This window comes from Nocardiopsis sp. NPDC006198 (genome assembly GCF_040613895.1).
In the GTDB taxonomy this organism is placed as follows: domain Bacteria; phylum Actinomycetota; class Actinomycetes; order Streptosporangiales; family Streptosporangiaceae; genus Nocardiopsis; species Nocardiopsis tropica.
Genome location: NZ_JBEXSY010000017.1, coordinates 66,591 through 92,962, shown reverse-complemented (window position 1 = coordinate 92,962; position 26,372 = coordinate 66,591). Strand labels below are relative to the sequence as shown.

The 26,372-nt window shown below is 72.2% G+C and carries 23 protein-coding genes; 12 read left to right on the top strand and 11 right to left on the bottom strand.

Annotated elements, in window-relative coordinates; genetic code table 11:
- Positions 1-79: 79 nt before the first annotated feature.
- Complete coding sequence (locus tag ABZ234_RS14330) at positions 80-1,846, top strand: biotin carboxylase N-terminal domain-containing protein (protein ID WP_355012303.1); 1,767 nt, start codon at positions 80-82, stop codon at positions 1,844-1,846.
- A gap of 51 nt (positions 1,847-1,897) precedes the next feature.
- Here the strand turns inward: ABZ234_RS14330 and ABZ234_RS14325 are convergent, their stop codons facing one another.
- The gene (locus tag ABZ234_RS14325; protein WP_355012302.1) at positions 1,898-2,362 is read right to left on the bottom strand and encodes a Uma2 family endonuclease; all 465 of its coding nucleotides are present in this window, start codon (positions 2,360-2,362) and stop codon (positions 1,898-1,900) included.
- A gap of 653 nt (positions 2,363-3,015) precedes the next feature.
- On the opposite strand from ABZ234_RS14325, the gene ABZ234_RS14320 reads away from it, so the two are divergent.
- On the top strand, positions 3,016-4,464 hold the full coding sequence (locus ABZ234_RS14320; RefSeq protein WP_355012301.1) for a dicarboxylate/amino acid:cation symporter: 1,449 nt from the start codon (positions 3,016-3,018) through the stop codon (positions 4,462-4,464).
- Positions 4,465-4,789: 325 nt separating this feature from the next.
- Entirely contained in the window at positions 4,790-6,157 is a 1,368-nt protein-coding gene (locus tag ABZ234_RS14315; protein ID WP_355012300.1) for an AfsR/SARP family transcriptional regulator, read from the top strand.
- Here the strand turns inward: ABZ234_RS14315 and ABZ234_RS14310 are convergent.
- Complete coding sequence (locus ABZ234_RS14310) at positions 6,154-7,620, bottom strand: DHA2 family efflux MFS transporter permease subunit (protein WP_355012299.1); 1,467 nt, start codon at positions 7,618-7,620, stop codon at positions 6,154-6,156. The two genes, ABZ234_RS14315 and ABZ234_RS14310, sit on opposite strands and share 4 nt — an antisense overlap.
- A 76-nt stretch (positions 7,621-7,696) precedes the next feature.
- Positions 7,697-8,233, bottom strand: coding sequence for a TetR/AcrR family transcriptional regulator (locus tag ABZ234_RS14305; RefSeq protein ID WP_355012298.1), 537 nt, complete (start codon positions 8,231-8,233; stop codon positions 7,697-7,699).
- A 196-nt stretch (positions 8,234-8,429) separates the two neighbouring features.
- Between ABZ234_RS14305 and ABZ234_RS14300 the strand changes: the two genes are divergently transcribed.
- The 6 genes from ABZ234_RS14300 to ABZ234_RS14275 all read left to right on the top strand — a co-directional run bounded on the left by ABZ234_RS14300 (position 8,430) and on the right by ABZ234_RS14275 (position 14,753).
- Entirely contained in the window at positions 8,430-9,731 is a 1,302-nt protein-coding gene (locus ABZ234_RS14300; protein WP_355012297.1) for a glycosyltransferase, read from the top strand.
- A 14-nt stretch (positions 9,732-9,745) separates the two neighbouring features.
- The gene (locus tag ABZ234_RS14295; protein WP_355012296.1) at positions 9,746-10,141 is read left to right on the top strand and encodes an SCP2 sterol-binding domain-containing protein; all 396 of its coding nucleotides are present in this window, start codon (positions 9,746-9,748) and stop codon (positions 10,139-10,141) included.
- Positions 10,142-10,194: 53 nt separating this feature from the next.
- The gene (locus tag ABZ234_RS14290) at positions 10,195-11,505 is read left to right on the top strand and encodes an acyl-CoA dehydrogenase family protein (protein WP_355012295.1); all 1,311 of its coding nucleotides are present in this window, start codon (positions 10,195-10,197) and stop codon (positions 11,503-11,505) included.
- A complete protein-coding gene (locus ABZ234_RS14285) occupies positions 11,502-12,416 on the top strand; it encodes a hypothetical protein (RefSeq protein ID WP_355012294.1) in 915 nt (304 codons plus the stop codon). Before ABZ234_RS14290 ends, ABZ234_RS14285 begins: the two co-directional genes overlap by 4 nt.
- Positions 12,413-13,402 carry a ThiF family adenylyltransferase gene (locus ABZ234_RS14280; RefSeq protein ID WP_355012293.1) on the top strand — a complete coding sequence of 330 codons (990 nt, stop codon included), beginning with the start codon at positions 12,413-12,415 and terminating at the stop codon, positions 13,400-13,402. Before ABZ234_RS14285 ends, ABZ234_RS14280 begins: the two co-directional genes overlap by 4 nt.
- Positions 13,403-13,496: 94 nt before the next feature.
- The gene (locus tag ABZ234_RS14275) at positions 13,497-14,753 is read left to right on the top strand and encodes a chemotaxis protein CheA (RefSeq protein WP_267950248.1); all 1,257 of its coding nucleotides are present in this window, start codon (positions 13,497-13,499) and stop codon (positions 14,751-14,753) included.
- Positions 14,754-14,830: 77 nt separating this feature from the next.
- Here ABZ234_RS14275 and ABZ234_RS14270 read toward each other — a convergent pair whose 3' ends face one another.
- From ABZ234_RS14270 to ABZ234_RS14260, 3 genes are all read right to left on the bottom strand, one after another.
- Positions 14,831-15,475, bottom strand: coding sequence for an AAA family ATPase (locus ABZ234_RS14270; RefSeq protein WP_355012292.1), 645 nt, complete (start codon positions 15,473-15,475; stop codon positions 14,831-14,833).
- A gap of 16 nt (positions 15,476-15,491) precedes the next feature.
- Complete coding sequence (locus ABZ234_RS14265) at positions 15,492-15,827, bottom strand: zf-TFIIB domain-containing protein (protein ID WP_267948151.1); 336 nt, start codon at positions 15,825-15,827, stop codon at positions 15,492-15,494.
- 103 nt (positions 15,828-15,930) lie between these two features.
- The gene (locus ABZ234_RS14260; RefSeq protein WP_267948150.1) at positions 15,931-17,307 is read right to left on the bottom strand and encodes an NAD(P)H-quinone dehydrogenase; all 1,377 of its coding nucleotides are present in this window, start codon (positions 17,305-17,307) and stop codon (positions 15,931-15,933) included.
- A 165-nt stretch (positions 17,308-17,472) separates the two neighbouring features.
- Here ABZ234_RS14260 and ABZ234_RS14255 point away from each other — a divergent pair, with 165 nt between their 5' ends.
- The gene (locus tag ABZ234_RS14255) at positions 17,473-17,961 is read left to right on the top strand and encodes a gamma-glutamylcyclotransferase family protein (RefSeq protein WP_267948149.1); all 489 of its coding nucleotides are present in this window, start codon (positions 17,473-17,475) and stop codon (positions 17,959-17,961) included.
- 72 nt (positions 17,962-18,033) lie between these two features.
- Entirely contained in the window at positions 18,034-18,858 is an 825-nt protein-coding gene (locus ABZ234_RS14250) for a purine-nucleoside phosphorylase (RefSeq protein WP_267948148.1), read from the top strand.
- 525 nt (positions 18,859-19,383) lie between these two features.
- Here the strand turns inward: ABZ234_RS14250 and ABZ234_RS14245 are convergent.
- From ABZ234_RS14245 to ABZ234_RS14225, 5 genes are all read right to left on the bottom strand, one after another.
- Positions 19,384-20,016, bottom strand: a complete 633-nt coding sequence (locus tag ABZ234_RS14245; RefSeq protein WP_267948147.1) for a PH domain-containing protein — start codon at positions 20,014-20,016, stop codon at positions 19,384-19,386.
- Positions 20,016-21,113 carry an adenosine deaminase gene (locus tag ABZ234_RS14240; RefSeq protein WP_267948146.1) on the bottom strand — a complete coding sequence of 366 codons (1,098 nt, stop codon included), beginning with the start codon at positions 21,111-21,113 and terminating at the stop codon, positions 20,016-20,018. Before ABZ234_RS14240 ends, ABZ234_RS14245 begins: the two co-directional genes overlap by 1 nt.
- Before the next feature lie 256 nt (positions 21,114-21,369).
- Positions 21,370-22,608, bottom strand: a complete 1,239-nt coding sequence (locus tag ABZ234_RS14235; protein WP_344178880.1) for a M20 family metallopeptidase — start codon at positions 22,606-22,608, stop codon at positions 21,370-21,372.
- A 40-nt stretch (positions 22,609-22,648) separates the two neighbouring features.
- On the bottom strand, positions 22,649-23,806 hold the full coding sequence (locus ABZ234_RS14230; RefSeq protein ID WP_355012291.1) for a glutamate--cysteine ligase: 1,158 nt from the start codon (positions 23,804-23,806) through the stop codon (positions 22,649-22,651).
- Between the two features lie 158 nt (positions 23,807-23,964).
- Positions 23,965-25,077 carry a YihY/virulence factor BrkB family protein gene (locus tag ABZ234_RS14225; protein WP_355012290.1) on the bottom strand — a complete coding sequence of 371 codons (1,113 nt, stop codon included), beginning with the start codon at positions 25,075-25,077 and terminating at the stop codon, positions 23,965-23,967.
- 142 nt (positions 25,078-25,219) lie between these two features.
- Here ABZ234_RS14225 and ABZ234_RS14220 point away from each other — a divergent pair, with 142 nt between their 5' ends.
- Positions 25,220-26,341 carry a galactokinase family protein gene (locus ABZ234_RS14220; RefSeq protein WP_355012289.1) on the top strand — a complete coding sequence of 374 codons (1,122 nt, stop codon included), beginning with the start codon at positions 25,220-25,222 and terminating at the stop codon, positions 26,339-26,341.
- Positions 26,342-26,372 lie beyond the last annotated feature (31 nt).

Here is a 26,372-nt window from a genome sequence, read left to right as displayed (position 1 = left end):
GTGCTCCACCACCACCCAGACGTCGCAGGGAGCGGCCGGTGCGCCTCCGCCCCACGCCACAGCAGAAGGACTTCCCACCGTGCGTAAAGTACTGATCGCCAACCGCGGCGAGATCGCCGTGCGCATCGCCCGCGCCTGCTCCGACGCCGGGCTGGCCAGCGTCGCCGTCTACGCCGAGCCCGACCTGGACGCCCTGCACGTCAAGCTCGCCGACGAGGCCCACTCCCTGGGCGGGTCGACCCCGGCCGACTCCTACCTGGACATCGCCAAGCTCCTGGCCGTGGCCGCCGCCTCGGGCGCCGACGCCGTCCACCCCGGCTACGGGTTCCTGGCCGAGAACGCCGACTTCGCCCAGGCGGTCATCGACGCCGGCCTGACCTGGATCGGTCCGCCGCCCTCGGCCATCACCGCCCTGGGTGACAAGGTGCAGGCCCGCCACATCGCGCAGAAGGTCGGCGCGCCCCTGGTCGCGGGCACCCCCGACCCGGTGGAGTCGGCCGAGGAGGTCGTGGCCTTCGCCGCCGAGCACGGGCTGCCCATCGCGATCAAGGCCGCCTTCGGCGGCGGCGGGCGCGGGCTCAAGGTCGCCCACACCCTGGAGGAGGTCCCCGACGCCTACGAGTCCGCGGTGCGCGAGGCCGTGACCGCGTTCGGGCGCGGGGAGTGCTTCGTGGAGCGCTACCTGGACCGGCCCCGGCACGTGGAGACCCAGTGCCTGGCCGATACCCACGGCAACGTCGTGGTGGTCTCCACCCGCGACTGCTCGCTCCAGCGCCGCCACCAGAAGCTGGTGGAGGAGGCCCCCGCCCCGTTCCTGAGCGCGGAGCAGACCCGGCAGCTCTACGCCGCCTCCAAGGCCGTCCTGGCCGAGGCCGGGTACGTGGGCGCGGGCACGTGCGAGTTCCTGGTCGGGGTGGACGGCACCATCTCCTTCCTGGAGGTCAACACCCGCCTGCAGGTGGAGCACCCGGTGACCGAGGAGGTCACCGGCATCGACCTGGTCAGGGAGATGTTCCGGATCGCCGACGGCGAGGAGCTGGGCTTCGGCGACCCCGAGATCCGCGGGCACTCCTTCGAGTTCCGCATCAACGCCGAGGACCCCGGGCGGGGCTTCATGCCCGCCCCGGGCACCATCACCGGGCTGAAGCTGCCCGGCGGCCCGGGGGTGCGGGTGGACACCGGCTGCGAGGCCGGGTTCACCGTCCCCCAGGCCTTCGACTCCATGGTCGCCAAGCTGATCGTGTCCGGGCGCACGCGCGCCGAGGCGCTGGCCCGCTCGCGCCGGGCGCTGGCCGAGTTCGAGGTGGGCGGGATGCCCACGGTGATCCCGTTCCACCAGGCGGTCGTGGAGGACGAGGCGTTCGCGCCCGCCGACCCCGAGCAGCCGTTCGGCGTGTACACGCGGTGGATCGAGACCGAGTTCGACAACACGATCGCGCCGTGGTCGGGCGCCCCCGGCGAGGCGGGGGAGGCCGGGCGCGAGAGCGTCACGGTGGAGGTGGGCGGCAGGCGGATCGAGGTGGTGCTCCCCGCGGGGCTGGGCGCCTCGGTCGAGGCGCCCGCCGCCGGCGCCGGCAGGCGCAAGCGGTCCTCGCGCAGGGGCGGTGCGGCAGCGGCGGCCGCGAGCGGCGACTCCCTGGTCTCGCCGATGCAGGGCACCGTGGTCAAGGTCGTGGCCCAGGAGGGGCAGAGCGTGGCCGAGGGCGAGACCGTGGTCGTCATCGAGGCGATGAAGATGGAGCAGCCCCTGACCGCCCACAGGGCCGGGACGATCCGCGGCCTCAAGGTGTCCGCCGGGGAGACCGTGGGCAACGGCGCGGTGGTCTGCGAGATCGAGGACGCCTAGTCCCCGGCCGACGGGAGCACGCGGGGGAGGCGCCGGCTGCCGGCGCCTCCCTCATGCGTCACGCCCCGCCGGGCTCCCCCTCCCGGCACGGGAGACGCGGGTCAGGTCGATGTCCAGGTCGCACGGCGCGCTGGTCTTGAGCCGTTCCCGGTACACGGTCAGATTCCCGTACTTCTTGTTGACCGGATCGAGTCCGTAGGCGTACACCACCGCTTCCATGTGCGCTTCCTCCTCGACGAGCCAGAAGTGGGGGATCCCCGCCTCCGCGTAGAGCTGCGGCTTGCGCTCGTGGTCACGCACCTCGGACTCGGGAGAGATCACCTCGACCGCCAACGCGACGAGCTGAGGTTCGATCCAGGTGTCGTGCACCCCCTGTCCGTCGCCTTCGCGGACGAGCATGAGATCCGGTTCGGGCCTCTGCCGCTCGGCGAGCCTGACCGTCATCTCCCGGTACGTCACCATGTCCTCCGGGACCTGGGCGTCCAACTGCTGTTCGAGCAGCTTGAGCACGAACATGTGAAAGCGCTTCTGGGGCTCGCGAAGACCAGGTTTCCATCGAGGAGTTCGGTGTGTCGCGGAAGACCCGGGATGCGGTCGAGGTCGTCGGCGGTGAACCCGTCCTGCGGCGGCATCGGAATCGTCACCTCACCGAACTCGGAGACCAGGCCCTCGGCCACGGTGGGAACAGACATGTCGCCGCCTCCGGTCGTCGGACCGTTCTCGTCGCCCACGGTAGCCATCACCGTCGCTCCGTCACGGTGTTTTCCACGGAACCTTCCCCGGATCCGGCGATCCACGTGATCCTCGCCCCATCCGGGCGGAGCGGAAGATCGAAAAAGCCCACGGTGTCGACAGTGTGGCCCCTGGGACAGCAAGACGTCGACACACATGTATGGAATAAGTAAGGGATCGAGGCTATTGTCCTTGATCGTGACGAACATCTGGGGACTGACACGAAGGTGGCACATCGACCTGTGCCGCCGCGGCTGTCAGGCGTGTAGCTAGGTCCACGCGCGCCCGTCCGGGCAGCGCGCCGCACACCCGTACCCACCATCCGTCACCTTCCCACCGGTGATCCCGCCATTCCCCGAGCCGGGGCCGCGTCCCACCGCGCCGACCGCGTCGTCGTGCGCTCCTCCGGCTGCCTTCACCACCTGGAGTCACATCCCGTGTCCGCACAGAGCACCGACGCGCCCACGAAGCGCAGAGGCTTCCGTTTCCCGTTCGCGGCCCAGGTCCTCCTCGGCCTGGTCCTCGGCGTCGTCCTCGGCGTCGTCGCCTTCCAGATCGGCCCGGTCGGCGAGGCGGGCGACCCCAACTGGCTCGCCGTGACCCTCCAGACCATCGGCTCGACCTTCGTCACGCTGCTCCAGACGATCGTGCCGCCGCTGATCGTCCTGGCCGTCATCTCCTCCATCGCCAACCTGCGCAACGTCACCAACGCCGCGCGCCTGGCCTGGAAGACCCTGCTGTGGTTCGGCGCCACCGCCCTGGTCGCCGTGGCCATCGCCATCGGCCTCGGGCTGGCCATCCGGCCCGGCCTCAACAGCGCGGTCGACGCCTCCAGCGCGGGCGACCCGTCCGGCACCGGCTCCTGGCTGGCGTTCATCGAGAGCATCGTCCCGGCCAACTTCCTCGGCCTGGCGGCGGACACCTCGGTCGCCGACGACGGGACCGTCAGCACCTCGCTGGGCTTCAACGTCCTCCAGCTGATCGTCATCGCCATCGTCCTGGGCATCGCCGCCGTCAAGGTCGGCAAGGCCGCCGAGCCCTTCATCGCCTTCACCGCCTCCGCGCTGGAGGTCGTGCTCAAGGCCCTGTGGTGGGTCATCCGCCTGGCCCCGATCGGCACCGTGGGCCTGCTGGGCAACGCCGTGTACAGCTACGGCTGGACCACCATCGGCGCCCTCGGCAAGTTCACGCTGACCATCTACATCGGCCTCGCCCTGGTGCTGTTCGTCGTCTACCCGGTGATCGCCCGGCTCAACGGCCTGTCCCCGGCGAAGTACTTCAGCGGCGCCTGGCCCGCCATCCAGCTCGGCTTCGTGTCCCGCTCCTCCATGGGCACCATGCCCGTGACCCAGCGGGTCACCGAGCAGAACCTGGGCGTGCCGCGCTACTACTCGGCGTTCGCCGTCCCGTTCGGCGCCACCACGAAGATGGACGGCTGCGCCGCGATCTACCCGGCGATCTCGGCGATCTTCATCGCCCAGTTCTTCGGGATCGACCTCGGCGTCACCGACTACCTGCTGATCGTGTTCGTCTCGGTCATCGGCTCCGCCGCGACCGCCGGCACCACCGGCGCGACCGTCATGCTGACCCTGACCCTGTCCACGCTGGGCCTGCCCCTGGAGGGCGTCGGCCTGTTGCTGGCCGTCGACCCGATCCTGGACATGGGCCGCACCGCGGTCAACGTCGCCGGCCAGGCGCTGGTCCCGACCGTCGTCGCCAAGCGCGAGGGCATCCTGGACCTGGACCGCTACAACACCAGCCCCGACGCCTCCGGCTTCGTGCCGCTGGACGAGCCCGCGGCCGGGTCCGACACCGCCGACGCGGACGACGCGGGCGCGGAGGCCGGCAGGGAGGCCGCCGCGAGCGGCGCCTCCGCCAAGGGCTGACACCCGCACCCCCTGTCGACGGGGCCCGCCGGATCCCGGCGGGCCCCGTCGGCCATGACTTTGCGCTGCCGCTCCGTGACTGAGCCCCCCGTGAACCATGTGAAGGCTGTGGCCTCCTGACCACTGTCAACCGCACTGCCGACAGCGGCTCGGCCCCCGTGCGGCACAGTGTCTTCGCACTCCAGAATCACTGTGATGCACGACACAGCCCGGCTTTTGTCCGCCTTCGGACAGAACTCCCTTCCGGTCGGCGTTCCCTACCGAAGATGAAGAGGAAGGATTTTCGTCAACAGAAGAGAGCGAGGCACCGATAGTGCGCTTCTCCGTGTTCGACGGTCAGCACACGCTCGCCAACGGCGGGCGCGCCTGCCGACTCACCCGCAAGCAGAAGGTCCTTGCCACTGCCCTGCTCCTACGGGCCAACCGCATGGTCCCCATGAGCGAACTCGCGGCATGCCTCTGGGGCGAGACCCGTCCCAGCGGCGCGGCAGCCGCCCTGCACACGCACGTGAGCGGTCTGCGCCGCGCCCTGCGCAAGGTCGCCGACCGCGAGGGCGCCGAGCGCCTGACCACGGAGCACTCCGGCTATTGCCTCCGTGTGCTGCCCGGAGAGCTCGACCTGGACGACTTCCGCGCCTCCTCGGCCCTGGCCAGGGCCGAGGAGGCGGACGGCCGCCCGGAGTCGGCGCTGGAGGCCTACCGCGTGGCTCTCTCGCACGCCCGCTACACCCCGCTGGACGACTTGGCCCCCGAGGTTCGCGCGCGTCTGGGGCTGGTACGGGTGGAAGAGGAGGTACTGGCGGTGAGCGTGCGCCATCTGAGCCTGGTTCTGCGCCACGGCGACCCGGCCGAGGCCGTCGTCGACCTCCGTTCACTCGTGGGCGCGCACCCCTTCAACGAGGAGCTGCGCGGCATGCTGATGCTGGCGTTGGCCCGCTCCGGCCGCCAGGTGGAGTCCCTGGAGACCTTCCGGGAGGGGCGCGGGCGCCTGGCTGAGGAGATCGGCGTCGAACCGGGGCCAGAGCTGCTGCGCATCCACGAGGACGTCCTCAACGGCAGGGTCTCTCCCCACGGGGCCGAAACGCCCTTGCCCGGCCCCGTGACTCCGAGAGGAGGCGGTCTGCCCGTGGAACGCCTGCTGCGCCTGCTGAGCGAGGCGCGCGTGAGAACGTTCAGGGTGTGGCTGGCAACGGCCTCCATGGAGGCGCCCACCGAGCACTCCCACCGGATCCTGGAGCAGTTCGCCGACGCCGGCGTGCTGAGCCGCCACGCCTACGACCCGCTCGGTCAAGCCGTGTACGGTCTGACCGCGGCCGTACCGCGCCCCCTTCTGGGGGGCCACCCTGTCACCGTCGGCGAACTGCGCCGCGCGCTGGACAACTACCTGATCATGGTGCGTTTCGCGGGTCGTGCGGCGGACTCCGATCCGTGCGAGGCCCAAAAGCCCGCTCCCTGGAGCGCCAGTGCGTGCGCGACCACCGCACTGGTGCAGCGGCATCCACGGCTCTGGCTCCTCTCCGAGTCACAGACGCTGGTGTGCCTGGCCCGGTACGCCCGGCAGCGCGGGTTGGCGGCCCACGCCGACGAGATGGAGGCGCTCCTGGCCGGGATCACCGTGGCAGACGAGGCCGTCACGGCCGTGCGCGAGATGTTCTCCGGCACGGCCGTGATGGCCGACGTGTCCCGACGCTAGGACGCGGCTGTGCGCGCCCTCTCGGCGCGATCCCCCTGTTCCTCCGACCCGGCGCTCCCGTCCCGGGGCTCGGGTGGGGTGAGGGCGGCCACGAGCGCGGCCGCCGACACGATCCCGGCGCCGACCCACAGGGCGGGCACGAAACCGGCGACGAACTCCTCCGGGGTGGCCAGTGATCCGGATGCGGCGAAGACGGCCACCAGCAGCGCCACTCCCGCTACCACGCCGATCTCGCGCAGTGCGTTGTTCACCCCCGAGGCCAGCCCCTCGTCCCGGTCGTTCACGAAGGCCAGGACCTGGCGGGCGATGAGCGCGAAGAACACTCCCATGCCGACCCCCGCGGCCAGCAGCCCCGGGACGAGCATCGCGTAGGGGGTGCCGACGTCCACCGTGAGGGCGAACCACACGAGTGCCAGTCCCTGGAGCAGCGTGCCGAGGACCATGAAGGGGCGGGTGCCGAAACGGTCCGCGAGCGGCGCGGTCAGCGGTGCGATGACCACGGGCGCCAGGGTCCACGGCAGGGTGCGGACGCCCGCGGACAGCGGCTCGTAGCCCAGGACGTTCTGCAGGTACTGCGTGAGCAGGAAGACCACGCCGAACATTCCGCAGGTGACCAGCAGCGCCACGAGGTTGGCCAGGGTGAAGCCGCGGCTGCGGAAGAGCCTGGGCGGGAGCATGGGCGAGGACGCCCTCCGCTCCCAGACCGTGAGGGCGAGGAGCACCGCGGCTCCGCCCGCGAGGCTCAGCAGGACCATCGGCGAAGCCCATCCCTCGGCGGTGGTGAGGATGAGGCCGTAGACCACACCGAGCATTCCCAACCCCACCATGATCAGACCGACCGGGTCCATGCGGGTCGCGGGACCGTAGCTCTCCCGGAGGGAGAACGCGGCGACGGGCAGCAGGGCCAGCCCGATGGGGACATTGACCCAGAAGATCATCGGCCAGTCACCGAACTCGACGATGACACCGCCGACGAAGGGGCCGAGGGCCACGGCGATACCGCTCATCATGCTCCACCCGGCGATGGCGAGGCCGCGTCGGCGCCGGGTCACCCCGGTGACGAGCAGAGTGAGGGAGAGCGGCACGATCATGGCCGCTCCCAGCCCCTGGAGTGCGCGCGCGGCGACCAGGACGGACACCGAGTCGGCCAGCGCGGCGACGGCGGAGGCCGCGGTGAACAGGCCGAGACCGGTGAGGTAGACGGTACGGCGGCCGAGGCGGTCGCCGACGACGGCGGCTATGAACAGGAACACCGCGAACGTCAGGGTGTAGGCGTTCGTGATCCACCCCAGGCCGGCGATATCGGTGTCCAGATCGCGCTGGATGCTCGGCAGGGCGACGGTGATGACGAGGTTGTCGAGGCCGGCCATGAAGAGGCCGACACCGGTGGCGAGGAAGACGAGGAGCCCGTTCGCCCTCGGGGGCGCCTCGTCGTCCGGGCCGGAGTCTGTTCGGGGGGTCACTGTGGAGTCCTTTCTGATTGGTTGATCAATAAGTTCCAGGAACACGCGAACCCGTCCCGGAGGAGACGGAACCGGGTCAGCCGGACCTTCGGTCGAGTGCGGCCGACACCCGGCACTGCGAGGTCAGGGACAGGTCCAGGGAGACCGCGACGTTGTAGAGCACCCAGGTGGCCATGAAGTCGGCCGTCTGCTCGCCCTCCGTCCCCCCGGCGCGCCCGACCAGCTCCCACAACCGCTCGAAGCGCCGTGCCACAGCCGCTCGGAGCTCCTCGTCCTGCCCGGCCGCCGCCCAGGCCTGGAGCTGGAACTGGAGCAGGTCGCGGTCGCGGATGAGCTCGTCGTAGGCGAGGGCCATCGCGCGCACGGCCTCCTCCCCGGCCAACCCCTCGGCCGCGGCGGTCAACGTGGACTCGATCTCGTCGCAGCAACTCTCCCAGGCCGCGCCGAACAGCGCCTTCTTGTTGGGGAAGAGGCTGTAGACGTAGGGCTGGGACACTCCCGCACTGGCCGCGATGGCCTGTGTGGTGGCGCCGCTGTACCCCTTCTGCGCGAACTCGTGGCGCGCGGCGGCCAACATCGCCCGCCGGCGTTCGTCCGCCGTTGCTCTGACCATGCCGCGAGCTTATTGGCCGATCAATCACAAATCCATCCCCGAAGTACTCGGCGCCCCGCAAAGGACCAGGTCGGGGTGGCTTCCTCAGATTTCCCTCAGAACAGCACACGCCCGGCGTCATAACGCCCTCAGGATCGCTTGACCGGCGACGTCTAGCGTCCAGACATCACCGACAGAATTGTCCGAAAGGAGCGAAGTGAGCGATTCGCGACCGTTGATGGTCTGGGTGACCACGGGGTGGCCGCCCGAGATCGGCGGCCCCGCCACCGGCAACTTGGACCGCGCCCGGTGGTTCGCCGAACAGGGTGGCATGAGGTTGGTCGTCCTGGCCCCGGAACACCCCGATGGCGCACTGGCGGACATCGCCCCCGACGGCGACAGCCGCGTGATCCTCTACCCGTCCCGTCCCTGGGCCCCCTATCCGGTGTTCCGCGTGCCCTCGCGCACCGGGACCCTCGCCATCGAGCGCGCCATCGAACTCCTGCGGCCGGACCTGGTCCTGCACACCGACCTGGAACGCTCCTTCCTGTTCTCCGGCTGGCGGCTGGCCGGCCGCCGCTGGGCGCGCCGCAACGGTGTGCCCTACCTCGCCTACTACCACACCGACTTCTACGGATCGGCGGGCGTCTACCCGTTCTGGCGCCAGACCCGCAAGGTGACGCTGGCCCCGTTGATCGGCCACCTCTACCGCCAGGTGGACGGGGTCCTGTGCGCCTCTCCCACCGCCGTCGGCCAAGTGGGCGCGTTCGGCGCCGAGCGCGTCTACGCCCTGCCCTTCGACGGAGTGGACCTGGCCCGGTTCGGGCCGCACCGCCGCGATCGCGCCGCCCTCGACGGGATCGTCCCCGGTCTTTCCCCGGACGGCCCGGTGGTACTGACCCTGGGCCGGATCGCGCCGGAGAAGCGGATCGACCTGACCTTCGAGGCGGTGCGGCGCCTCCAGTCCCGGGAGCGTTTCGCCACGACCAACCTGGTCGTCGCGGGCGAGGGGTCCCCCTCGCTCACCGCCGAGCTGAGAGCGCTGGCCGCCCGGCTGCCCCATCCGGAGAGGGTGCACTTCACCGGCGCCGTCCGCGGGGAGGACAAGGCCCGTCTGATGGCGTCGGCCGACGTCCTCAGCCTCCCGTGCCCCACCGAGACCTTCGCCATCACCGCGACCGAGTGCATGGCGTCGGGCCTGCCCGTGGTCTGCGCGGACGTGGGCGCTCCCCGCGAGTACGTGGTGGACGGCGTCAACGGGTTCCTGCACACAGCCACCGACCCCGGCTCCCTGACCCGCTCACTCGTCCGGGCCCTGGAGTCCGACCGCGACCGGATCGGGGGCGCCGCGGTCCGGACGGTGCGGGAGCGGTTCGACATGCGCAGGATCGGCGAAGGCCTCCAGGACCTGCTACTGCCGATCGCCAGGACCGGCCGCCTGCCCGACTCCTTCGACCGCCTGTCCCCGGCACCCGCGGGGACGGCTCCGGCCCCGCCCACCCCGTCCGACGCACCGTGAAAGGCAGCGCCACCATGACCGTCACGTCTCCTCCCACCTCCGCCGACCGCACGGTGGAGGCCCATACCGAGCTGTTCACCGTGCTCCAGAAGAAGCACGGGCTGGCCGAAGGCCTCGCCGCGGCCGGGATGACCGTCGGCTACCGGCTCACCGACGCCGGGACCGAGCTGCGGATCACCCCCGACGGGATCGCCACCGGCCGCGGGGGCTCACCGGCCGACGTCACCTTCGTCGTCGGCTCCGCCGACTCCCACGAGCTGTGGAGCGGACGGCTCTCCCTTCCCCGCGCCCTGGGCACCGGACGGCTCGTCGTCCTCGGCCGGTCACAGCAGGTGCTGCGCCTGGTCCAGCTCCTCCTGCCCGCCTTCGCCCTCTACCCGGACATCGCCGAGCGTGCGGGGCTGTCGTGACCGACCGCCGCTCCGCCTCCCCCACCACCGCCCGTTCCCGACAGGAGATCCCCGTGACCCAGCCCCCGCTTCCCGCCCCGACCCTGTCCGACCTGCGCGCGCTGCGCGAGAGCGAGACCCCCTCCCTGTTCGGCCTCCCCCCGGAGGTCGAACGGCTGCGCGACACCGTCCGCGACTTCGCCCAGAACACCCTGCGCCCCCGGGTCCTGGCCAACGACCAGGCTCCGCACGACCACTTCGACTGGGAAGCGGTCCGCGCCGGACACGAAATCGGCCTTCTGCGCCTGACACTGCCCGAGGAGTTCGGCGGTCTCGGCCACGGGGTCCTCGGCACGGCCGTGGCGATGGAGGAGCTGGCCGCCGTCTGCGCCAGCACCGCCCTGGTCTTCGGCGCGAGCATGCTCGGCCAGACAGGGGTCATGCTCTCCGGGGACCCCCGGCTGCAGGCCCGGTTCCTGCCCCCCTTCCTCGGTGACGAGCCGGTGCTGGCCTGCAACGCCGTCACCGAGGAGACCGCCGGCTGCGACCTGCTGCGCCTGGACTCGCTCCCCCTCGCCGAGGACGTGGCCACCGCACGGCGCGACGGCGACGAATACGTGATCAACGGCGCCAAGCGCTACATCACCAACGGAGCGGTCGCGGAATGGGCGTGCGTGTTCGCCAACCTGGAGGGGCACCCGGGCGCCACCGGGCTCACCGCCTTCGTCGTCCCCCTCGACTCGCCCGGGGTCACCCGGGGCGACGTCGCCGACAAGATGGGGTACCGGGCGTGCCTGGGCACCCACCTGGACTTCGACGACGTCCGCGTCCCCGTAGAGAACGTCATCGCGGGTGAGGGCGACGGCGCGTTCGTCAGCCTGCTCCAGACCAACCAGGCGCGGGCCTCCGCAGCCGCCATCTCCACCGGGATCGCCCGCGGGGCCTTCGAGATCGCCCAGCGCTGGGCCGCCGAGCGCCGGCAGGGCGGGCAGCCGCTGTACCGGCACCAGTTCACCGCCCGCAAGCTCGCGGAGATGAGCGCGAAGATCGAGGCCTCCCGGCTGCTCTACCTCCAGGCCGCCCACCAGGCGGACAACCGGATGCCCGGCCCCGTCTTCGGGCCCTCGGTGGCCAAGCTGTTCGCCGACCGCGTCGCGATCGAGGTCGCGGAGGAGTCGATGTCGATCCTGGGGGCCAGGGGTTACACCCGCGAGTTCGGCCTGGAGAAGTACGTTCGCGAGTCCTTCGGCACCCGGATCTTCGAGGGCACGCCCGAGGTCCTCGCCCTGGAGATCACCGCCGCCCTCTACCCCGGCGGGGTCCCCGCCGTCCCCGAGGGCACGGCGTCCACCCCCTTTCCCGCCCTGAACGGAGGTTCCCGGTGACCACCACTCTCACGGACGCCCGGAGGGGCGCCCGCGACCGCTACGTGCACGACGTGCTCAGCGTGCAAGAGGGGCTGAGGCTGGACCGGTTCGGCGACTTGGCCACCGGTGTCGGCGCCCTTCACCTGGCCCGCCGCCCGAACGGGTGGACGACGGCCGCGCTGCGGGGCGACCAGCTGCCGTATCGCTACCTGCTGGCGATCCAGGGGTTCCGCCTGGCCCGGTTCATCGACCTGGGCTGGGCCAGCCGGGACGTGGTCTACGAGCAGGCCCTGTTCCACGAGCCCCCCACCAGGGGGCGCGAGGAGATCCACGTCCTGACCGTGGACGGGGCCAGCGGACGCCTCCTGGCCTACGCGAGCATGCTCGGCGCGGCCGACGCGCCCGCGACCCCGCACACCGCGCCGGACCGGTCGCCGTTCCCCTGCGAGGAGGCACACGGCGTCCGTGTCCTGGCCGACGCCCCGGTGACCGGGACGTTCACCACGGACGAGGCCTGGGAGGTCAAGCGCCTGACCCGGCACCCGGGCGTCACCGGGCGCACGGACCAGATCCGGCTCGTCTTCGAGGTGGTCCTGGGCCTGTACTCGGCGATGGATCGTCTGACGCCGCGTCCGCGCGTTCTGGTGGGAGACGTCGAGCCGAAGGTGGCGCTGCGCCACCTGACCCTGACCTCGCCCCGGGTGGTCCTGGTCGAGGGCACCGAGCCGAAACTCCCCGGGGACTCGCTCATCCACCCCGCCTACGAGGTACGCGGCCAGGTACTGCCCTTCGTCGCGGAGGTTCCGGGGCCTCGGAGGATGGCCGGCCTGCTCGACCGCCTGGAACGCGTGGCGACGGGGACGGACGTGCTGGCCGCCCTTCGCGAGTTGGGAACCTGGACCTCCTGCCGACTGGAGAGGAAGCGATGACCGACGTGAGGGCGCGGGACGAGCTGCGCGGGAGGGCGTCCGGCCCGGTGGGCCACGGGCTGCCGGAAGCGGTACCCGGCAGGGTGTGCCGGGAGACCGAGGAGGATTTCTATCCGGAGTTCACCCGGCGCAACCGGGGACTGGTCACCGAAGCCGCGCAGGAGGCCCTGTACGGGGCCCGCGTCCTGGTGGCGGGCTGCGGTTCGACCGGCGGAGCCGCCATAGAGCCCCTGACCCGGCTCGGGGTCCGGCGCTTCGTGCTCGTGGAGCCCGGCTCCTACGAGCTGAACAACCTGAACCGCCAGGACGCCCGCTACACCGACATCGGCAGGAACAAGGCCGAGGTGGGCGCCGAGCGCGTACTGGCGGTCAATCCGTATGCGGAGGCAGAGGCGGTGACCCAGAGTGTGACCTCGGCCAACGCGGAAACCCTGGTGGCGGGGTGCTCGCTCGTCGTCGACGGGGTGGACGTCACCACCCCGGGCGGCTGGGAGGGCAAGGTGGCCCTGCACAGGGCAGCCGCCCTGGCGAGGGTCCCCGTGGTCTCCGGCTACGACATGTCGGGGACCCAGCACGTGAGGGTCTACGACTACCGCTCCGGCGGCGCCCCGCTCGGCGGCGCGGTCACCCCCGCCGATCTGGCGGCCGGCCGAACCGTGTGGACACTGCTGCACCGGGTCATCCCCTCCAGGGTGATCCCGCCGGAACTGGTCGAGGACGTCATGTCGGGGATGACCAGGCCCGGCTACAGTGTTCCGCAACTGGTGTACACCTCGACCCTGTTCGGAGCGTTGGCGGCCTGCCTGGCCGTCCACCTGTTGGAGGGACGGTCGGTGCGGGGCTCCCTCACCGTCGATCTGCACGGGGTGGTGAGGCCCGCGGTGCGCAACTGGGCCTCGCTGCCCCGCCGGATACGCGGACGCCGGGCCTGGCAGCGCTTCGTCCGGGGTCAGACACAGGGGACAGCGGGAGTACGACGGAGATAACGGGCACAGCGGGAACTGTCGGGGACCGTCGTTCGTCCGAGTCAGTGAGGAAGGCGAGAGGAACGACATGTTGCGCCGCTTGGTAACACCCGCAGTGCTGACCGCCGGTTTCACGGCGGCGGTGGTGAGCACCTCGGTGGTGCCCGCCTCGGCCGACGCGCGGCCGGAGCTACCAGAGACCCAGGCCGTCGTCGAGGAGCTCGAGGGCGACGGCGTCTTCATCGACCCGAGCATCGACGCGATCCCCTCCGCCGAGGAGGGCGCCCTGGAGACGGCCTCCGCCGACTCGGAGATCCCCGTCTACTACGTGATCCTCCCCTCGGACGCGGTCGCCTCCCAGACCGGCCTCGACGCCCTCATGAACCCGGTCATGGAGGACGTCGGCGACGGCGTCTACGCCGTGTTCGCCGGCAGCCAGGACTTCGTGGTCCTCTCCCCGAACATCGAGGACACCGCGGGCATCCGGGAGATCGCCGTCCAGGAGGGCCAGGGCAACCAGGTCGACACCCTGGCCGCCGTCCCCGACGCGGCCCAGCAGCTGGAGGACGCCGAGGCCGCCGGCGCCACCTCCGGACTGGTCCTGCTCGGCGTCCTCGTCCTCGTCGTGGCGGCGGGCGCCCTCTTCGTCCGCAACAGCCGCAGGAAGCGCGCCGCCGAGAAGGCCAAGCAGCTCCAGGAGATCAAGCAGATGGCGACCGAGGACGTCGTCCGGCTGGGCGAGGACGTCTCCCGGCTGGAGATCGACGTGTCCAAGGTCGACGACGCCACCCGCGAGGACTACTCGCAGGCCATGGACGCCTACGACCAGGCCAAGACGCTGCTCGACACCATCCAGGAGCCCGAGCAGGTCCGGATGGTCACCAGCGCCCTGGAGGACGGCCGCTACTACATGGCCTCCACCCGGGCGCGCATGAACGGCGAGCCGGTTCCCTCGCGGCGCGGCCCCTGCTTCTTCAACCCGCAGCACGGACCCTCCGTGGAGGACGTCGCCTGGGCCCCGCCCGGCGGCGCGCCCCGCGAGGTCACCGCGTGCGCGGCCTGCGCGGAGGCGGTGCGCGTCGGCGGCCAGCCCGACGTGCGCCTGGTCGAGGTCAACGGCGAGCGCCGGCCGTACTACGACGCCGGTCCGGCCTACTCCCCCTACGCCAGCGGCTACTTCGGCACCGACATGATGATGGGCATGTTCACCGGCATGATGATGGGCTCCATGATGGGGTCGATGATGGGCATGGGAATGGGCATGGGCATGGGCGGCGGAGACGTCGCGGCCGAGGGCGACATGGGCGGGGGCGACATGGGCGACTTCGGCGGTGGCGGCGACATGGGCGACTTCGGGGGCTTCGACTTCTGACCCCGCCCGCGCCGCACCGCGCGTAGGACACCGAGGGCCCCGGGCGCACGCCCGGGGCCCTCCTGCGTCTGCGGGGCTCAGCCCGCGGCGGCCTCCGCCCCGGCGAGCCCCTCGATCCACCGGCACACGGCGTCCGCGGTGTCGGCGGGAGCGGTGTGCGTGGTGTCGACCAGGGTCATCGGCGGGTCCAGGCGTGCAGCCTCGGCCGCCACCCAGGCCGCGAAGTCGGCGTTGTCGTCGATCCGCTCCTCGTCCCACTCCCGCCAGGCGGGGCGGGCGCGCAGGCGCTCGGCCAGGGCACCGGGTTCGCAGGACAGCGCCAGGTAGTGGATGTCCGTGAACAGGGCGCGCTCCGGCAGGGGCTCGAACTCCGGGGGCACGACGGTCCCGCACAGCACGACGGGGCGCCCGCTCTGCTGCACCATGGCCGCGGTGCGCAGCCAGGTGGAGCGGAAGTGCCGGTGGTGGCCCTCGGGGTCGCGGAGCCCGCTGACCCACAGCAGGTCCTGTTCGAGCACGACGAAGCGGTCCCTGAGGCGTTCGAGGAGCAGTCCGGCGATGGTGGACTTACCGGTGCCGCTCGGGCCGGAGACGCAGTAGAGGGGCATGCGGAGGAAGGGGCGGGTGCGCCCGCAGGAGGCGCAGCGCAACACGGAGACCCCCGCGCCGGTGTCGGGGGTCTCGTCCCATTCCCCGCAGTGTGTACAGATCAGCGGGTGCATGGATGGTTCGGCTGTACTAGTCGAAGAGTTGTTCCAGGAATCCCTTGCGGCGGCCGCGGTAGGGACGGGGCGAGTCCCGGTAGCCGCGCGGGGAGTCCTGGTACCCCCCTCGGTAGCCACCGGGGGAGTCGGGGTAGCCCGCTCCGCGGTGCGGCCGGGCGAGTGGCGGGGCGGGGCGCGGGGAGTGGGGGTCGGGCGGCGGTGCGACGCCGTAGTGGCGCTGCTCGCCGTCGGCGATGCGCTCCAGCTCCCCCCGGTCCAGGAAGATGCCCTGGCAGCCGTCACACCTGTCGATGTGGACGCCTTGACGATCGAACGTTCGCATGGTGCTTTGGCACTTGGGACAGATCACGTCAAGACATTACTCGATTCGTGTCAAAAAGGGTTAAGAAACCGGGGTCCACCGCAAACTTCTTCGTGCGGCGGCCCCGGCGGGGCGGCGCGGACCGGCTCCCCTACTCCGGCGAGGCCAGCATCAGCGAGCGGGCCGCCTCGGTCACACTGCCCGACAGCGACGGGTACACCGAGAAGGTGTGCGCGATGTCGTCCACCGTCAGGCGCTGCTGCACCGCGATGGACACGCCGAGGATGAGTTCGCTGGCGCGCGGCCCGACGATGACGCCGCCCAGCACGATGCCGGTGTGCTGGCGGCAGATCAGCTTCACGAAGCCGTCGGTGACCTCGTTCATCTTGGCGCGCGGGTTGGTGTTGAGCGGCAGGGTGACCGATCGGCCGTCGATCCGCCCGCTGCGCACGTCGTCCTCGCTCGCCCCCACCGCGGCGAGTTCGGGGTGGGTGAACACCGTGGAGGCCACGGTGGACAGCTTCAGGGGGGACACCGCCTCGCCGAGGGCGTGCCACATGGCGATGCGTCCCTGCATGGCGGCGACGGAGGCCAGCATGTTCACGCCGGTGCAGTCGCCGGCGGCGTACACGCCGGGGACCGTGGTGCGGGAGACCCGGTCGACCTCGACGAACCCGCCCTGGCCCAGGCGGACCCCGGCCTCCTCCAGCCCGAGGTTCTCGGTGTTGGGGATCATGCCGACGGTCATCAGGCAGTGGCTGCCCTCGACGGTGCGGCCGTCCGAGAGGGTGACGAGGACGCCCTTCTCGGTGCGCACGACCGACTCGGCCCGGGTCTGGCTGAGGACGGTCATGCCGCGGCGCATGAAGACCTCCTCCAGCACCTCGGCGGCGTCGGCGTCCTGGGTCGGCATGACGCGCTCGCGCGAGGAGACGAGGGTGACGTCCGATCCGAGCGACTGGTAGGCGCTCGCGAACTCCGCGCCGGTCACGCCCGAGCCGACCACGATCAGCCTCTCCGGGAGCTCCTCCAGGTCGTAGAGGTGGCGCCAGGTGAGGATGCGCTCCCCGTCGGGCTCGGCGGTGGGGAGTTCCCGGGGGTGGGCCCCGGTCGCGATGAGGACGACGTCGGCGCGCATGCGCTGGTCCCCGACGGCGACGATGTGGGGGTCGACCAGCCGGGCCTCGCCGGTGACGACCTCGATGCCCTCCTTGTGGAGGCGGGCCCGGGTGTCCTCGGACTGCGCCTGGGCCAGGCGTTTGATCCGGTTGTTCACCTCGTCGATGTCCACGCGGACCGGCGCGGTGGCGGTGCCCGGGATGTGGATGCCCAGGCTCTGGGACTCACGCACGTACGTGGTGCGGGTGGAGGTGGCGATGAGGCTCTTGGAGGGCACGCAGTCGGTGAGGACGCAGGAGCCGCCGATGCCGTCGCGCTCCACCACCGTCACGTCCGCACCGAGCTGCGCTGCGACCAGTGCCGCCTCGTAGCCCCCGGGCCCGCCACCGATGATCACGACCTTCGTCACTCTGCCTCACTCCCTCTACGTCGGACCCCCCACGCGCGTTCCCGGTCCGGGCGATATTCGGGCATGGTGGGGCACCGCCAGTTTTCATCGCTTCCTCCCATTGTCGGCCATGTCAACTGGCGAAATCCTCAGGCACCCCCGGTCAGCGGGTCTACGATGTTGCCCGTGTCCATCTACGCCGCGTACGGAACCAATCTCGACCCCGCGCAGATGGCCCGCCGGGCACCGCGCTCACCGCTGTTGACCACGGGCTGGTTGGAGGGTTGGCGGCTGACCTTCGGCGAGGGCCTGCCCGCCGACTCCGGCGCCCTGGCCACGCTGGCGGAGGATCCCGGGCAGCGGGTCTTCGTCGCGCTGTACGACCTCATGGAATGGGACGAACCCCACTTGGACTCGTGGGAGGGCGCCGACCGCAGGGACGGGTTCGGCCCGGGCGCGGGCGCCGCCTGCGCGTACCGCAAGGTCACCGTCCGCGCCCGGACGGCCGACATGGGGACGGTGACGGCCTGGGCCTACGTGCTCGACGCCTACGAGGGCGGCCTGCCCTCGGCGATCCAGCTGGGCCAGCTGGCCGCCGCGGCCGAGAAGGCCGGGGCGCCCGGGTCGTACGTGTCCGACCTGCTGGCCCGCGAGTGCCTGCCCACCGAGCTGTGAGCCCCGTGTCCGCCCGCCGGGCGGGCGTTGCGTTCCGCCACCGTTGCGCTACCCGGGGGTAGCATCCGTCGTGTGAGCGAATCAGAGCAGCGGGCGACGACCACAGGGGAAGCGAAGGAGCTGGCCGCGACCGCGGCCCAGGACCTGCTCGCCCGGACCGGGGCCGACAGCTTCGACGCGATGGTGGTGCTCGGGTCCGGCTGGGCGGGGGCCGCGGAGACGCTGGGCTCCCCCGACATAGAGTTCGACGCGACCGAGCTGCCCGGTTTCCACGTGCCCGGGGCGGAGGGGCACTCCTCCAGGGTCCGCAGCATGTGGGTGGGCGACAAGCGGGTCGTCGTGTTCATGGGACGCGTCCACCTCTACGAGGGCTACGGCCCGATGGAGACCGTCCACGCCGTGCGCACCGGGATCGCCGCGGGCGCCGGGACGGCCGTGCTCACGGGATCGGCCGGTTCGCTGCGCACGGACTTCGCCCCGGGGCAGCCGGTCGTGGTCCGGGACCACATCAACCTGACGTCGCTCTCCCCGCTGACCGGACCCTCCTTCGTCGACCTCTCGGAGGCGTACAGCCCACGGCTGCGCCGGATCGCCCACGAGGTGGACGCCTCCCTCGCCGAGGGCGTGTACGCGGCCACGCTCGGCCCCCAGCTGCAGACGCCGTCCGAGCTGCACGCGCTGCGCCGCTCCGGCGCGGACGTGGTGGGGCGGTCGATCGCCCTGGAGGCCATCGCCGCCGTGGAGTCCGGAGCGGAGGTGCTGGGGCTGGCGATCGTCAGCAACGACGCGGTGGGCGCCGTGCTCGACCCCTTCGAGTCCGACCGTGCGCTGGAGGTCGTCACCCAGCGGGCGCGGAGGCTGGGCGGGCTCCTGAACCGGGTCCTCGCCCGTTCCTGAGGGGTCCCTGGACGGCGCAAGGGCCCGGCACATGTGTGCCGGGCCCCGTCGCGCGTGGGACGCCGTGCCCGGACCCCGTGTCGCGGGGTCCCCGCGGACCCCGACCGCGCGGGTCGTCCGAAGCATCGTGAAGTGGTGGGGCGCCTCCGACCGGGCCCGCCCGGTACCGGCGTGGCGAGCGTACACCCCGAGGCCTTGGGATGGACGGTACCGGCCGCGGTCCGGCCGGAGGCAGTGCTTGCCCCGGTGTCCTCTGTCGCGCGGAATCCCCGCAGATCCCGTTGGACTCGCGACTCCGACACCCTTCTGTACTTCCCGATATTCAGTTGAACCGCGCGTCGCCCTCGGACCGGGGTTCCGGGCTGGTGGCCATCCGCGCGAAGCCCGCCCGCCCGGAACCCTCTCCCTTAGGCATGCCTTACCTAACCAGAACAGACGGGTGGGCGTCAACCCCCCTGGGGGGACGCGTCGGACCCGGCCTCCCCTGCGGGCGGGGAGGCCGGGTCCGGTGCGGTCGGGCGCGCCTCAGGCGAGCAGGAACACCGCCGCGAGCAGCACAGCGGTCGCCACGAGGACCACGATCACCTCGACGGGCACCATCGTCTGCGGCTCGTCCTGCGCCCCGAGCGCGGCCGGCCCCGCCTCGCCCGCGTCCCTGACGGGACCGCTGAGCGGACGGGCCTTGTACCGCTCGGCGTCCTGGCGCAGCTGACGCGCGGCCAGGTCGACCGGCCGCATCGACGCGGGGTCCTCGTCGTCCTGTCCCGGGTCGAGGAAACCCGCGTCCCGGCGCATGTTGTCCCGGACCCGCTGCCGCTTGGTCTCGCGGAGCGGCCAGGAGCGGACGATCCGCCCCGGCGTGTGCACCCTCAGGACGTCGGTGACGTCCACCCACACCACGGCGGACCACGGCACGAAGGTCTCCCGCAGCGGGTTGACGACCCTCATCCCGCGTTCCGTGGAGACCACCCGCGGGCGCAGCCACACCAGGTGGACCGCGGCGATGCTCGCGACCAGCAGGGCTCCGGCGATCCAGGACGAGCGCCCCTCCCCGCGCCAGAGCACGTCCAGCAGGAGCAGGACCGCGATGACGATCCACACGATCGCCGCCGCCCGGGAGAAGGTGGAGTAGTGGCTGGTCGGGTTGGGTCGGTCCATCAGGCCGCCGCCCACTTGAGCTGCGCGAACCCCGGCTTGATGATGCCGTTGATCAGCGCCAGGCGTTCGTCGAACGGCAGGAACGCCGACTTCATGGCGTTGACCGTGAACCACTGGATGTCGTCCCAGCCGTACCCGAAGGCCTCCGAGAGCTTCGCGAACTCCCCGGAGAGGGACGTGCCGCTCTGGAGGCGGTTGTCGGTGTTGACGGTGACCCGGAAGCGCAGGTCGTGCAGGAGCCCGATCGGGTGCGAGGCGATGGACTCGGCGGCCCCCGTCTGCACGTTGGAGCTGGGGCACATCTCCAGCGGCACGCGCTTGTCGCGCACGTACTGGGCGAGGCGGCCCAGCCGCGGGGCTCCGTTCCCGCCGGAGTCGATGTCGTCGATGATGCGGACGCCGTGTCCGAGGCGGTCGCACCCGCACCACTGGAGCGCCTCCCAGATGGAGGGGAGCCCGAACGCCTCGCCCGCGTGGATGGTGAAGTGGAAGTTCTCGCGGCGCAGGTACTCGAAGGCGTCGAGGTGCCGGGTGGGCGGGTTGCCCGCCTCGGCGCCCGCGATGTCGAAGCCGGAGACGCCCGCGTCGCGGTAGCGGACCGCGAGCTCGGCGATCTCCGAGGAGCGGGCTGCGTGCCGCATGGCGGTCACCAGCTGGCCGGTGCGGATGCTGCGGCCGGCCTCGGCCGCGCGCTTCTCCCCCAGCTCCAGGCCCTCCTGGACGGCCTCCACGACCTCCTCCAGGGTGAGGCCGCCCTCCAGGTGCTGTTCGGGGGCGTAGCGCTGCTCGGCGTAGACGACGCCGTCCGCGGCCAGGTCCTCCGCGGCCTCGGCGGCGACGCGCACGAGGGCCTCCCGGGACTGCATGACCGCGGTGGTGTGCGCGAAGGTCTCCAGGTAGCGCTCCAGCGAACCGGAGTCGGAGGCGTCGCGGAACCACCGGCCCAGCTCCGCCGGGTCGTAGGTGGGCAGGTCGGTGTAGCCGGCCTCCCTGGCCAGCTCCACGACGGTGGCCGGGCGCAGCCCTCCGTCGAGGTGGTCGTGGAGGAGCACCTTCGGCGCCCGCCGGATCTGCTCAACTGTGAGTGGCTGGTTCATGGATTCAGGATGCCACCAGCCCGGGACGGCCCTCGCCACCCCGGGGCCCGCGGAGGATCCGTCGGACACCAGGTGGGGGGCCGGAGCGCGGCGGGCGCCCGGCCCGGAGCCGAGGGGCCCCCGTGCCCACGGGCGCCCGCGCCATGCCGTTCAGGGCCCCGCACAGGGACTCCGCGGATCTCCGTGCCCACGGGCGCCCGCGCCGCCGGCCGGGGCGGAGGCCCCGGGACGGGCACGGCGCGGGCGCCCGGGTTCCTCAGGCGAGTGCCTCCTGGCTGTCCGCCCGGGCCCGGGGCTCGGCGGCGTGCCCGAGGGCGGTCAGCGCGGTGGTGACCATGAAGCGGGTGCCCACCCCGATCGCGCGCTCGTCCACGTCGAAGGTGCCCCGGTGCAGGTCCAGCATCGGCCCGTCCCGGTCCGGGGAGTGGGTGCCCAGGCGGGCGAGGGCTCCGGGGACGTTCTCCAGGTACCAGGCGAAGTCCTCGCCCCCCAGGCTCTGCGGCGTGGACGCCGCGGCGTCCGGGCCCAGGGCGAGGCCGACCGCCTCGCGCATGATGTCGACGCTGGTCGCCTCGTTGATGGTGGGGGGCACCCCCCGCCCGTAGGTCACCTCGGCCTCGGCCCCGTACGCGGAGGCCACGGACTCCACCAGGCCCTTGATGATGTCGGGGGCCGAGTGCCACGCCTCGTCGTCCAGGCAGCGCACGGTGCCCTCCGCGACGGCGTCGTCGGGGATGACGTTGGGCGCCGACCCGGCGCTGATGCGGCCCCACACGAGGCTGAAACCGGCCCGCGGGTCGATGCGCCGGGACAGCGCGGCGGGCAGCTCGGTGACGACCTTGCCCATGGCGTAGACCAGGTCGGACGTGAGGTGGGGGCGCGCCGTGTGCCCTCCCGGGCCCGAGAGCCGCACCATGAGCTGGTCGCAGGCGGCGGTGATGCCGCCGGTGCGCAGGCCGACCCGGCCGACGGTCAGGCGCGGATCGCAGTGCAGGGCGAAGATCCGGTCGACGCCCTCCATCGCCCCGGCGTTGACCACCTCGACCGCGCCGCCGGGGAGTTCCTCGGCGGGCTGGAAGACCAGCCTGACCCGCCCGGGCAGCGCGCCCGCGCGGTCCTGCTGGGCGAGGAAGACCCCCGTCGCCAGCAGGACCGTCGTGTGCACGTCGTGTCCGCAGGCGTGGGCCGCGCCGGGGACGGTGGAGCGGTAGGGGACGTCCTTCTCGTCGGCGATGGGCAGGGCGTCGATGTCGGCCCGCAGGGCCACGAGCGGCCCGGGGCCCGAGCCGATGTCGCAGACGAGCCCCGTGCCCTGGGGCAGCTCCCGGGGAGTGAGACCGACATCACGCAGCCGTTCGGCGATCCGACCGGTGGTGCGGTGCTCGGCGAAGGCGAGTTCGGGGTGCATGTGCAGGTCCCGGCGGAAGCCCGTGAAGTCCCGCTCACGGCGCGCCAGAAAAGCGGTCAACTGTTCCGGCAGGTCACGTCCCTGCATCCGAGGGTCCCCTCTTCATTCACGTCTTGCGTGCACCGGCTCAGCCCCCGACACCGACCTCCGCGTAAGTGGGACCGCCGTGCAGCTCGGCGGCGAGCATGTCCACGACGTCGTCGAGGGAACCGCCCCCGGCGATGACCGCGCGCTGCCGTTCGTAGGAGGCGCCCTTGTCCAGGGTCTCGGAGACCAGGTCCAGGTCCTCGGCGCAACCCAGGCGGGTCGCGACCGGCTTCAGCTCGCGGACCAGCTCATACAGGTCGTCACGGATCGGAACGGTGGTTCCGTGGGCGTCCGTGATGACACGAGCGTCGAGTCCGTAGCGGGTGGCACGCCACTTGTTGTCCTTCACGAGCCAGGACGGCGGGCTGGGCAGGCCGTACCCGCGGTCGAGCTGGCGATCGAACAACTCCACCAGGCTCTGAGAGAGCGCGGCGGCCATTCCCACCTCGCGCAGGGTGGGAATCCCGTCGAACATCCGGATCTCGATGGTGCCGAAATCCGGGTGAGGACGGATGTCCCACCACACTTCCTTGATAGAGGCGATGGTACCCGCCCTGAGAAGCGTTTCGAGGTATTCCTCGAAAGCCGTCCAGTGCGGCAGGTTCGGAGGCGGCCCGGAAGTGGGGAGCGCCCCGAAGACAACGGACCGCGCGGAGGCCAGACCGGTGTCGTGACCACCCCAAAATGGGCTAGAAGCACTCAAAGCAAGAAAATGAGGTAGATACTTCGCAAGCGCATTCACCATGGGTATGGCCTTCTCCTGGCTGCGCACACCCACGTGAACGTGGACGCCGCAGGTGAGAATGCGCCGGGCCAGCCACTGCATCTGCTCGACGAGTTCGCCGTACCTTTTCCCGGGACTGAGCTCCTGGTCCCGCCAGTCGTCGATGGGATGGGTCCCCGAGCAGGTCAGCGTGGTTCCCCAGGGGGTGAGGACCTCCCGCATCCGGTCGATGTTGCGGCCGAGGTCGCTCTTGGCCTCCTCGACCGTCTCGCAGATGCCGGTCACGACCTCCACCTGCGACTGCATGAGTTCGTGCCGCAGAGGGGGCGAGGCGGTGTCGGAACTGAGCTCGGGGAGCTCGGAGAGGAGTTTCGGCGCCTCCTGCCGCAGGTGCCGGCTGCGCCGGTCCACGAGCTGGAGTTCCCACTCCACCCCGAGCGTCGCGCGTTCGGATGACGTGAATGCGATGCCCATCTGCCCTCCGAGGGGGGTTCGCCGGCCTTCCTGGCCGACGCACGTTCGCGCCCCGGCGAACCGGTCAACCGGGACAGGGGAGGACTACCCTCCGCACACCACCCGCATACGGGACAAGAGTCTCGCAATAACGCGGATTCCCGGGAGGTCCGCTCGCCTCAGGCACCGCCCCCGCGACGGTTGCGCAGGGCCCACGCGGCGGTGCCGGCGGCGCCCGCCGCGCCGATCAGGGACAACGCCCCGGCGACGGCCCGCTGCGCCCGCCGGCGGGCGGCCGGCTTCCTCTCCGGGACCCGCAGGACCGGCGCGGGCCGCGTCCAGTCCATCCCGTTCTCCTCGGGCATGGGCAGGGTCCCCGTGTAGGGGGGAGGCATCGGCAGCCACGTCGCGGTCCACGCGGCGCTGAACATGACCAGGCGCATCACCAGGTTGATCCACACCAGGAGCCCCACCAGGACGGCGAAGGAGGCGTAGACGGGGTTGCCGAGCGTCCCCGAGAGCAGCAGCGCGGCGGCGGCCTTGAGGACCTCGAACCCGGCCGCGCCCAGCAGCGCCCCCCGCCACATCATCCGCGTGGGCCGCCCGCTGCCGGACAGGAGCGCGAAGGCCAGCACGAAGATCCCCATGTTGACCGCGACGGCGATGGCGAGGGCCAGGACGCGCAGCGTCAGGGAGGCCAGGAGGGAGCCGTCCAGGCCCACCAGCGCCAGCAGCCAGTGGGTGGCGGCCTGCGCGACGCTCGTGAACGCCACCGCGAACAGCAGCGCCGCGCCCAGGCCCAGCATGACCAGGATGTCGCCCGCCTTGCGCAGCAGGAAGTTCGGGCCCTCCTTGATGTTCTTCAACCAGATCGAGTGCAGCGCCTCGCGGAGCGCCGACACCGAGTTCAGGCCCGCGTACAGCAGGCCCAGCGTGCCGATGACGCTCGCGCCCACGCGCGCGTTCGCGATCTGCTCGACGGGCAGCTGGTCGGAGAGGCCGGGCAGCACCTCGTCCAGGGCCGTCTGGAGGTAGTCGCCCACCTCGACCTGCATCGACGCCAGGAAGCCCACCGCGGCGAAGGCCAGCGCCAGCAGGGGGAAGAACGACAGGAAGGCGAAATAGGTGACCGCCCCGGCCAGCTGGCTGCCGTTGCGGTCGGCGTAGCGCTCGTAGGCGCGCACGAGGTGGTCCGCCGCCGGCCTCCGGCGCCGCAGTTCCCAGTAGGCGTCCATCGCGAGGTTCCGGTAGTGCCGCGCCGCGTCCGCGGCCCGGTCCCGCCCTGAGGCCAAGGTCCCTCCCCCACACCCGTCCGCCGGTGGACCGCAACCCTAGCGGCGCCGCGCCGGGTCCGTGAAGCCTCCGCGCCGCCCCGGGCACTCCACCGCCTTGGGCAGACTGGGGGCAGCAGGCCGACGGGGAGAGGGGACAGCGGTGGGGGGCGCGGGGGCGCGGTTGCGCGCGGTGCTGGGTGTGCGGTCGGCGGGGCCACGGGGGGCGTGGCCCGCGGAGGCGCCGGACGCCGACGCCCTGGCGGAGGGTTTCCGCGCGCGGTTCGGCGAGGCGCCCGCGGGCGTCTGGCACGCGCCCGGGCGGCTGGCCGTCATGGGCGAGCACACGGCCGCCGGCGGCGGCGTCGGCCTCTACACCGCGCTGCCCTGGGGGGTGACGGCGGCGGTCGGCCCGGCGCCGGGCCCGGAGGTGCGCGTGGCGACGCTCAGCGGCCCCCTGAGGGCGAGGGAGACCGCCGTCCGGGCCGTGTCCGACGCGGTGGCCTCCGCGCGCCGGGCGGGCGGGCTGGACGCCTCCACGGGCCTGCGGGTGCTCCTCGGCGCGGACCTGCCCGAGCACGCCTCCCTGGGGTACGCGGGCGCCGTGGGCGCGGCGGTGTCGCTCGCCCTCGCCGACCTCGGGGGCGGCCCTCCCCCGGAGGGCGCCACCGTCGACCAGCGGGTGGCCCTGGCCGCGCGGCCGGGGTGCGCGGTACGCGTCAACCTCAGGAGCATGCGCACGACCGTCCTGCCCTTCGACCTCGCCGGCGAGGGGATGCGCCTGGTCGTCGTGGACACCGGGGCCCTGCCCAGGCGCGACCTCCGGGCCGTCCGCTCCGCGGAGCTGGAGCGGGCCCAGCGCACGCTCGGCCCGCTCCGCTCGGTCCAGGACCTGCCCGGGGCGCTGCGCAGCCTGCCCGAGCCGGCTCTGCGCAACCGGGTGGAGTACGCCGTCACGGAGGTGCACCGGCTCAACGCGGCCGTCGGGCTGCTGCGCGCGGGGAGGTTCGGGGAGACGGGGCCGATCCTGTCGGCCTCGCACCTGTCGCTGCGCCGTTTCGGGCTCCCGACGCCCCAGGTGGACCTGGCCGCCGAGACCGCGTCCCGGGCCGGGGCCCGCGGCGTGCGGATGTCGGGGTGGGCCGGGACCGCCCTCGCCCTGGTGGCCGAGGAGCGGGTGGAAGGCGTCGCCACCGCTCTGGCCGGGGAGTTCGCCGCGAACGGCTGGGTGCCTCCGCGCGTGCGCGCCTCCCTCCCCTCGGCCGGGGCGCACCGGCTGCGGTGAGGGCCGCTTTCGTCCCCTAGGGGTGCCCTGG

What these genes read in the sequence shown, in the direction of transcription:
- ABZ234_RS14325 (WP_355012302.1), bottom strand. Translation starts at nt 2,362, where the DNA reads ATGTTCGTGCTCAAGCTGCTCGAACAGCAGTTGGACGCCCAGGTCCCG.
- ABZ234_RS14305 (WP_355012298.1), bottom strand. Translation starts at nt 8,233, where the DNA reads ATGGTCAGAGCAACGGCGGACGAACGCCGGCGGGCGATGTTGGCCGCC.
- ABZ234_RS14295 (WP_355012296.1), top strand. Translation starts at nt 9,746, where the DNA reads ATGACCGTCACGTCTCCTCCCACCTCCGCCGACCGCACGGTGGAGGCC.
- ABZ234_RS14280 (WP_355012293.1), top strand. Translation starts at nt 12,413, where the DNA reads ATGACCGACGTGAGGGCGCGGGACGAGCTGCGCGGGAGGGCGTCCGGC.
- ABZ234_RS14270 (WP_355012292.1), bottom strand. Translation starts at nt 15,475, where the DNA reads ATGCACCCGCTGATCTGTACACACTGCGGGGAATGGGACGAGACCCCC.
- ABZ234_RS14245 (WP_267948147.1), bottom strand. Translation starts at nt 20,016, where the DNA reads ATGGACCGACCCAACCCGACCAGCCACTACTCCACCTTCTCCCGGGCG.
- ABZ234_RS14240 (WP_267948146.1), bottom strand. Translation starts at nt 21,113, where the DNA reads ATGAACCAGCCACTCACAGTTGAGCAGATCCGGCGGGCGCCGAAGGTG.
- ABZ234_RS14235 (WP_344178880.1), bottom strand. Translation starts at nt 22,608, where the DNA reads ATGCAGGGACGTGACCTGCCGGAACAGTTGACCGCTTTTCTGGCGCGC.
- ABZ234_RS14230 (WP_355012291.1), bottom strand. Translation starts at nt 23,806, where the DNA reads ATGGGCATCGCATTCACGTCATCCGAACGCGCGACGCTCGGGGTGGAG.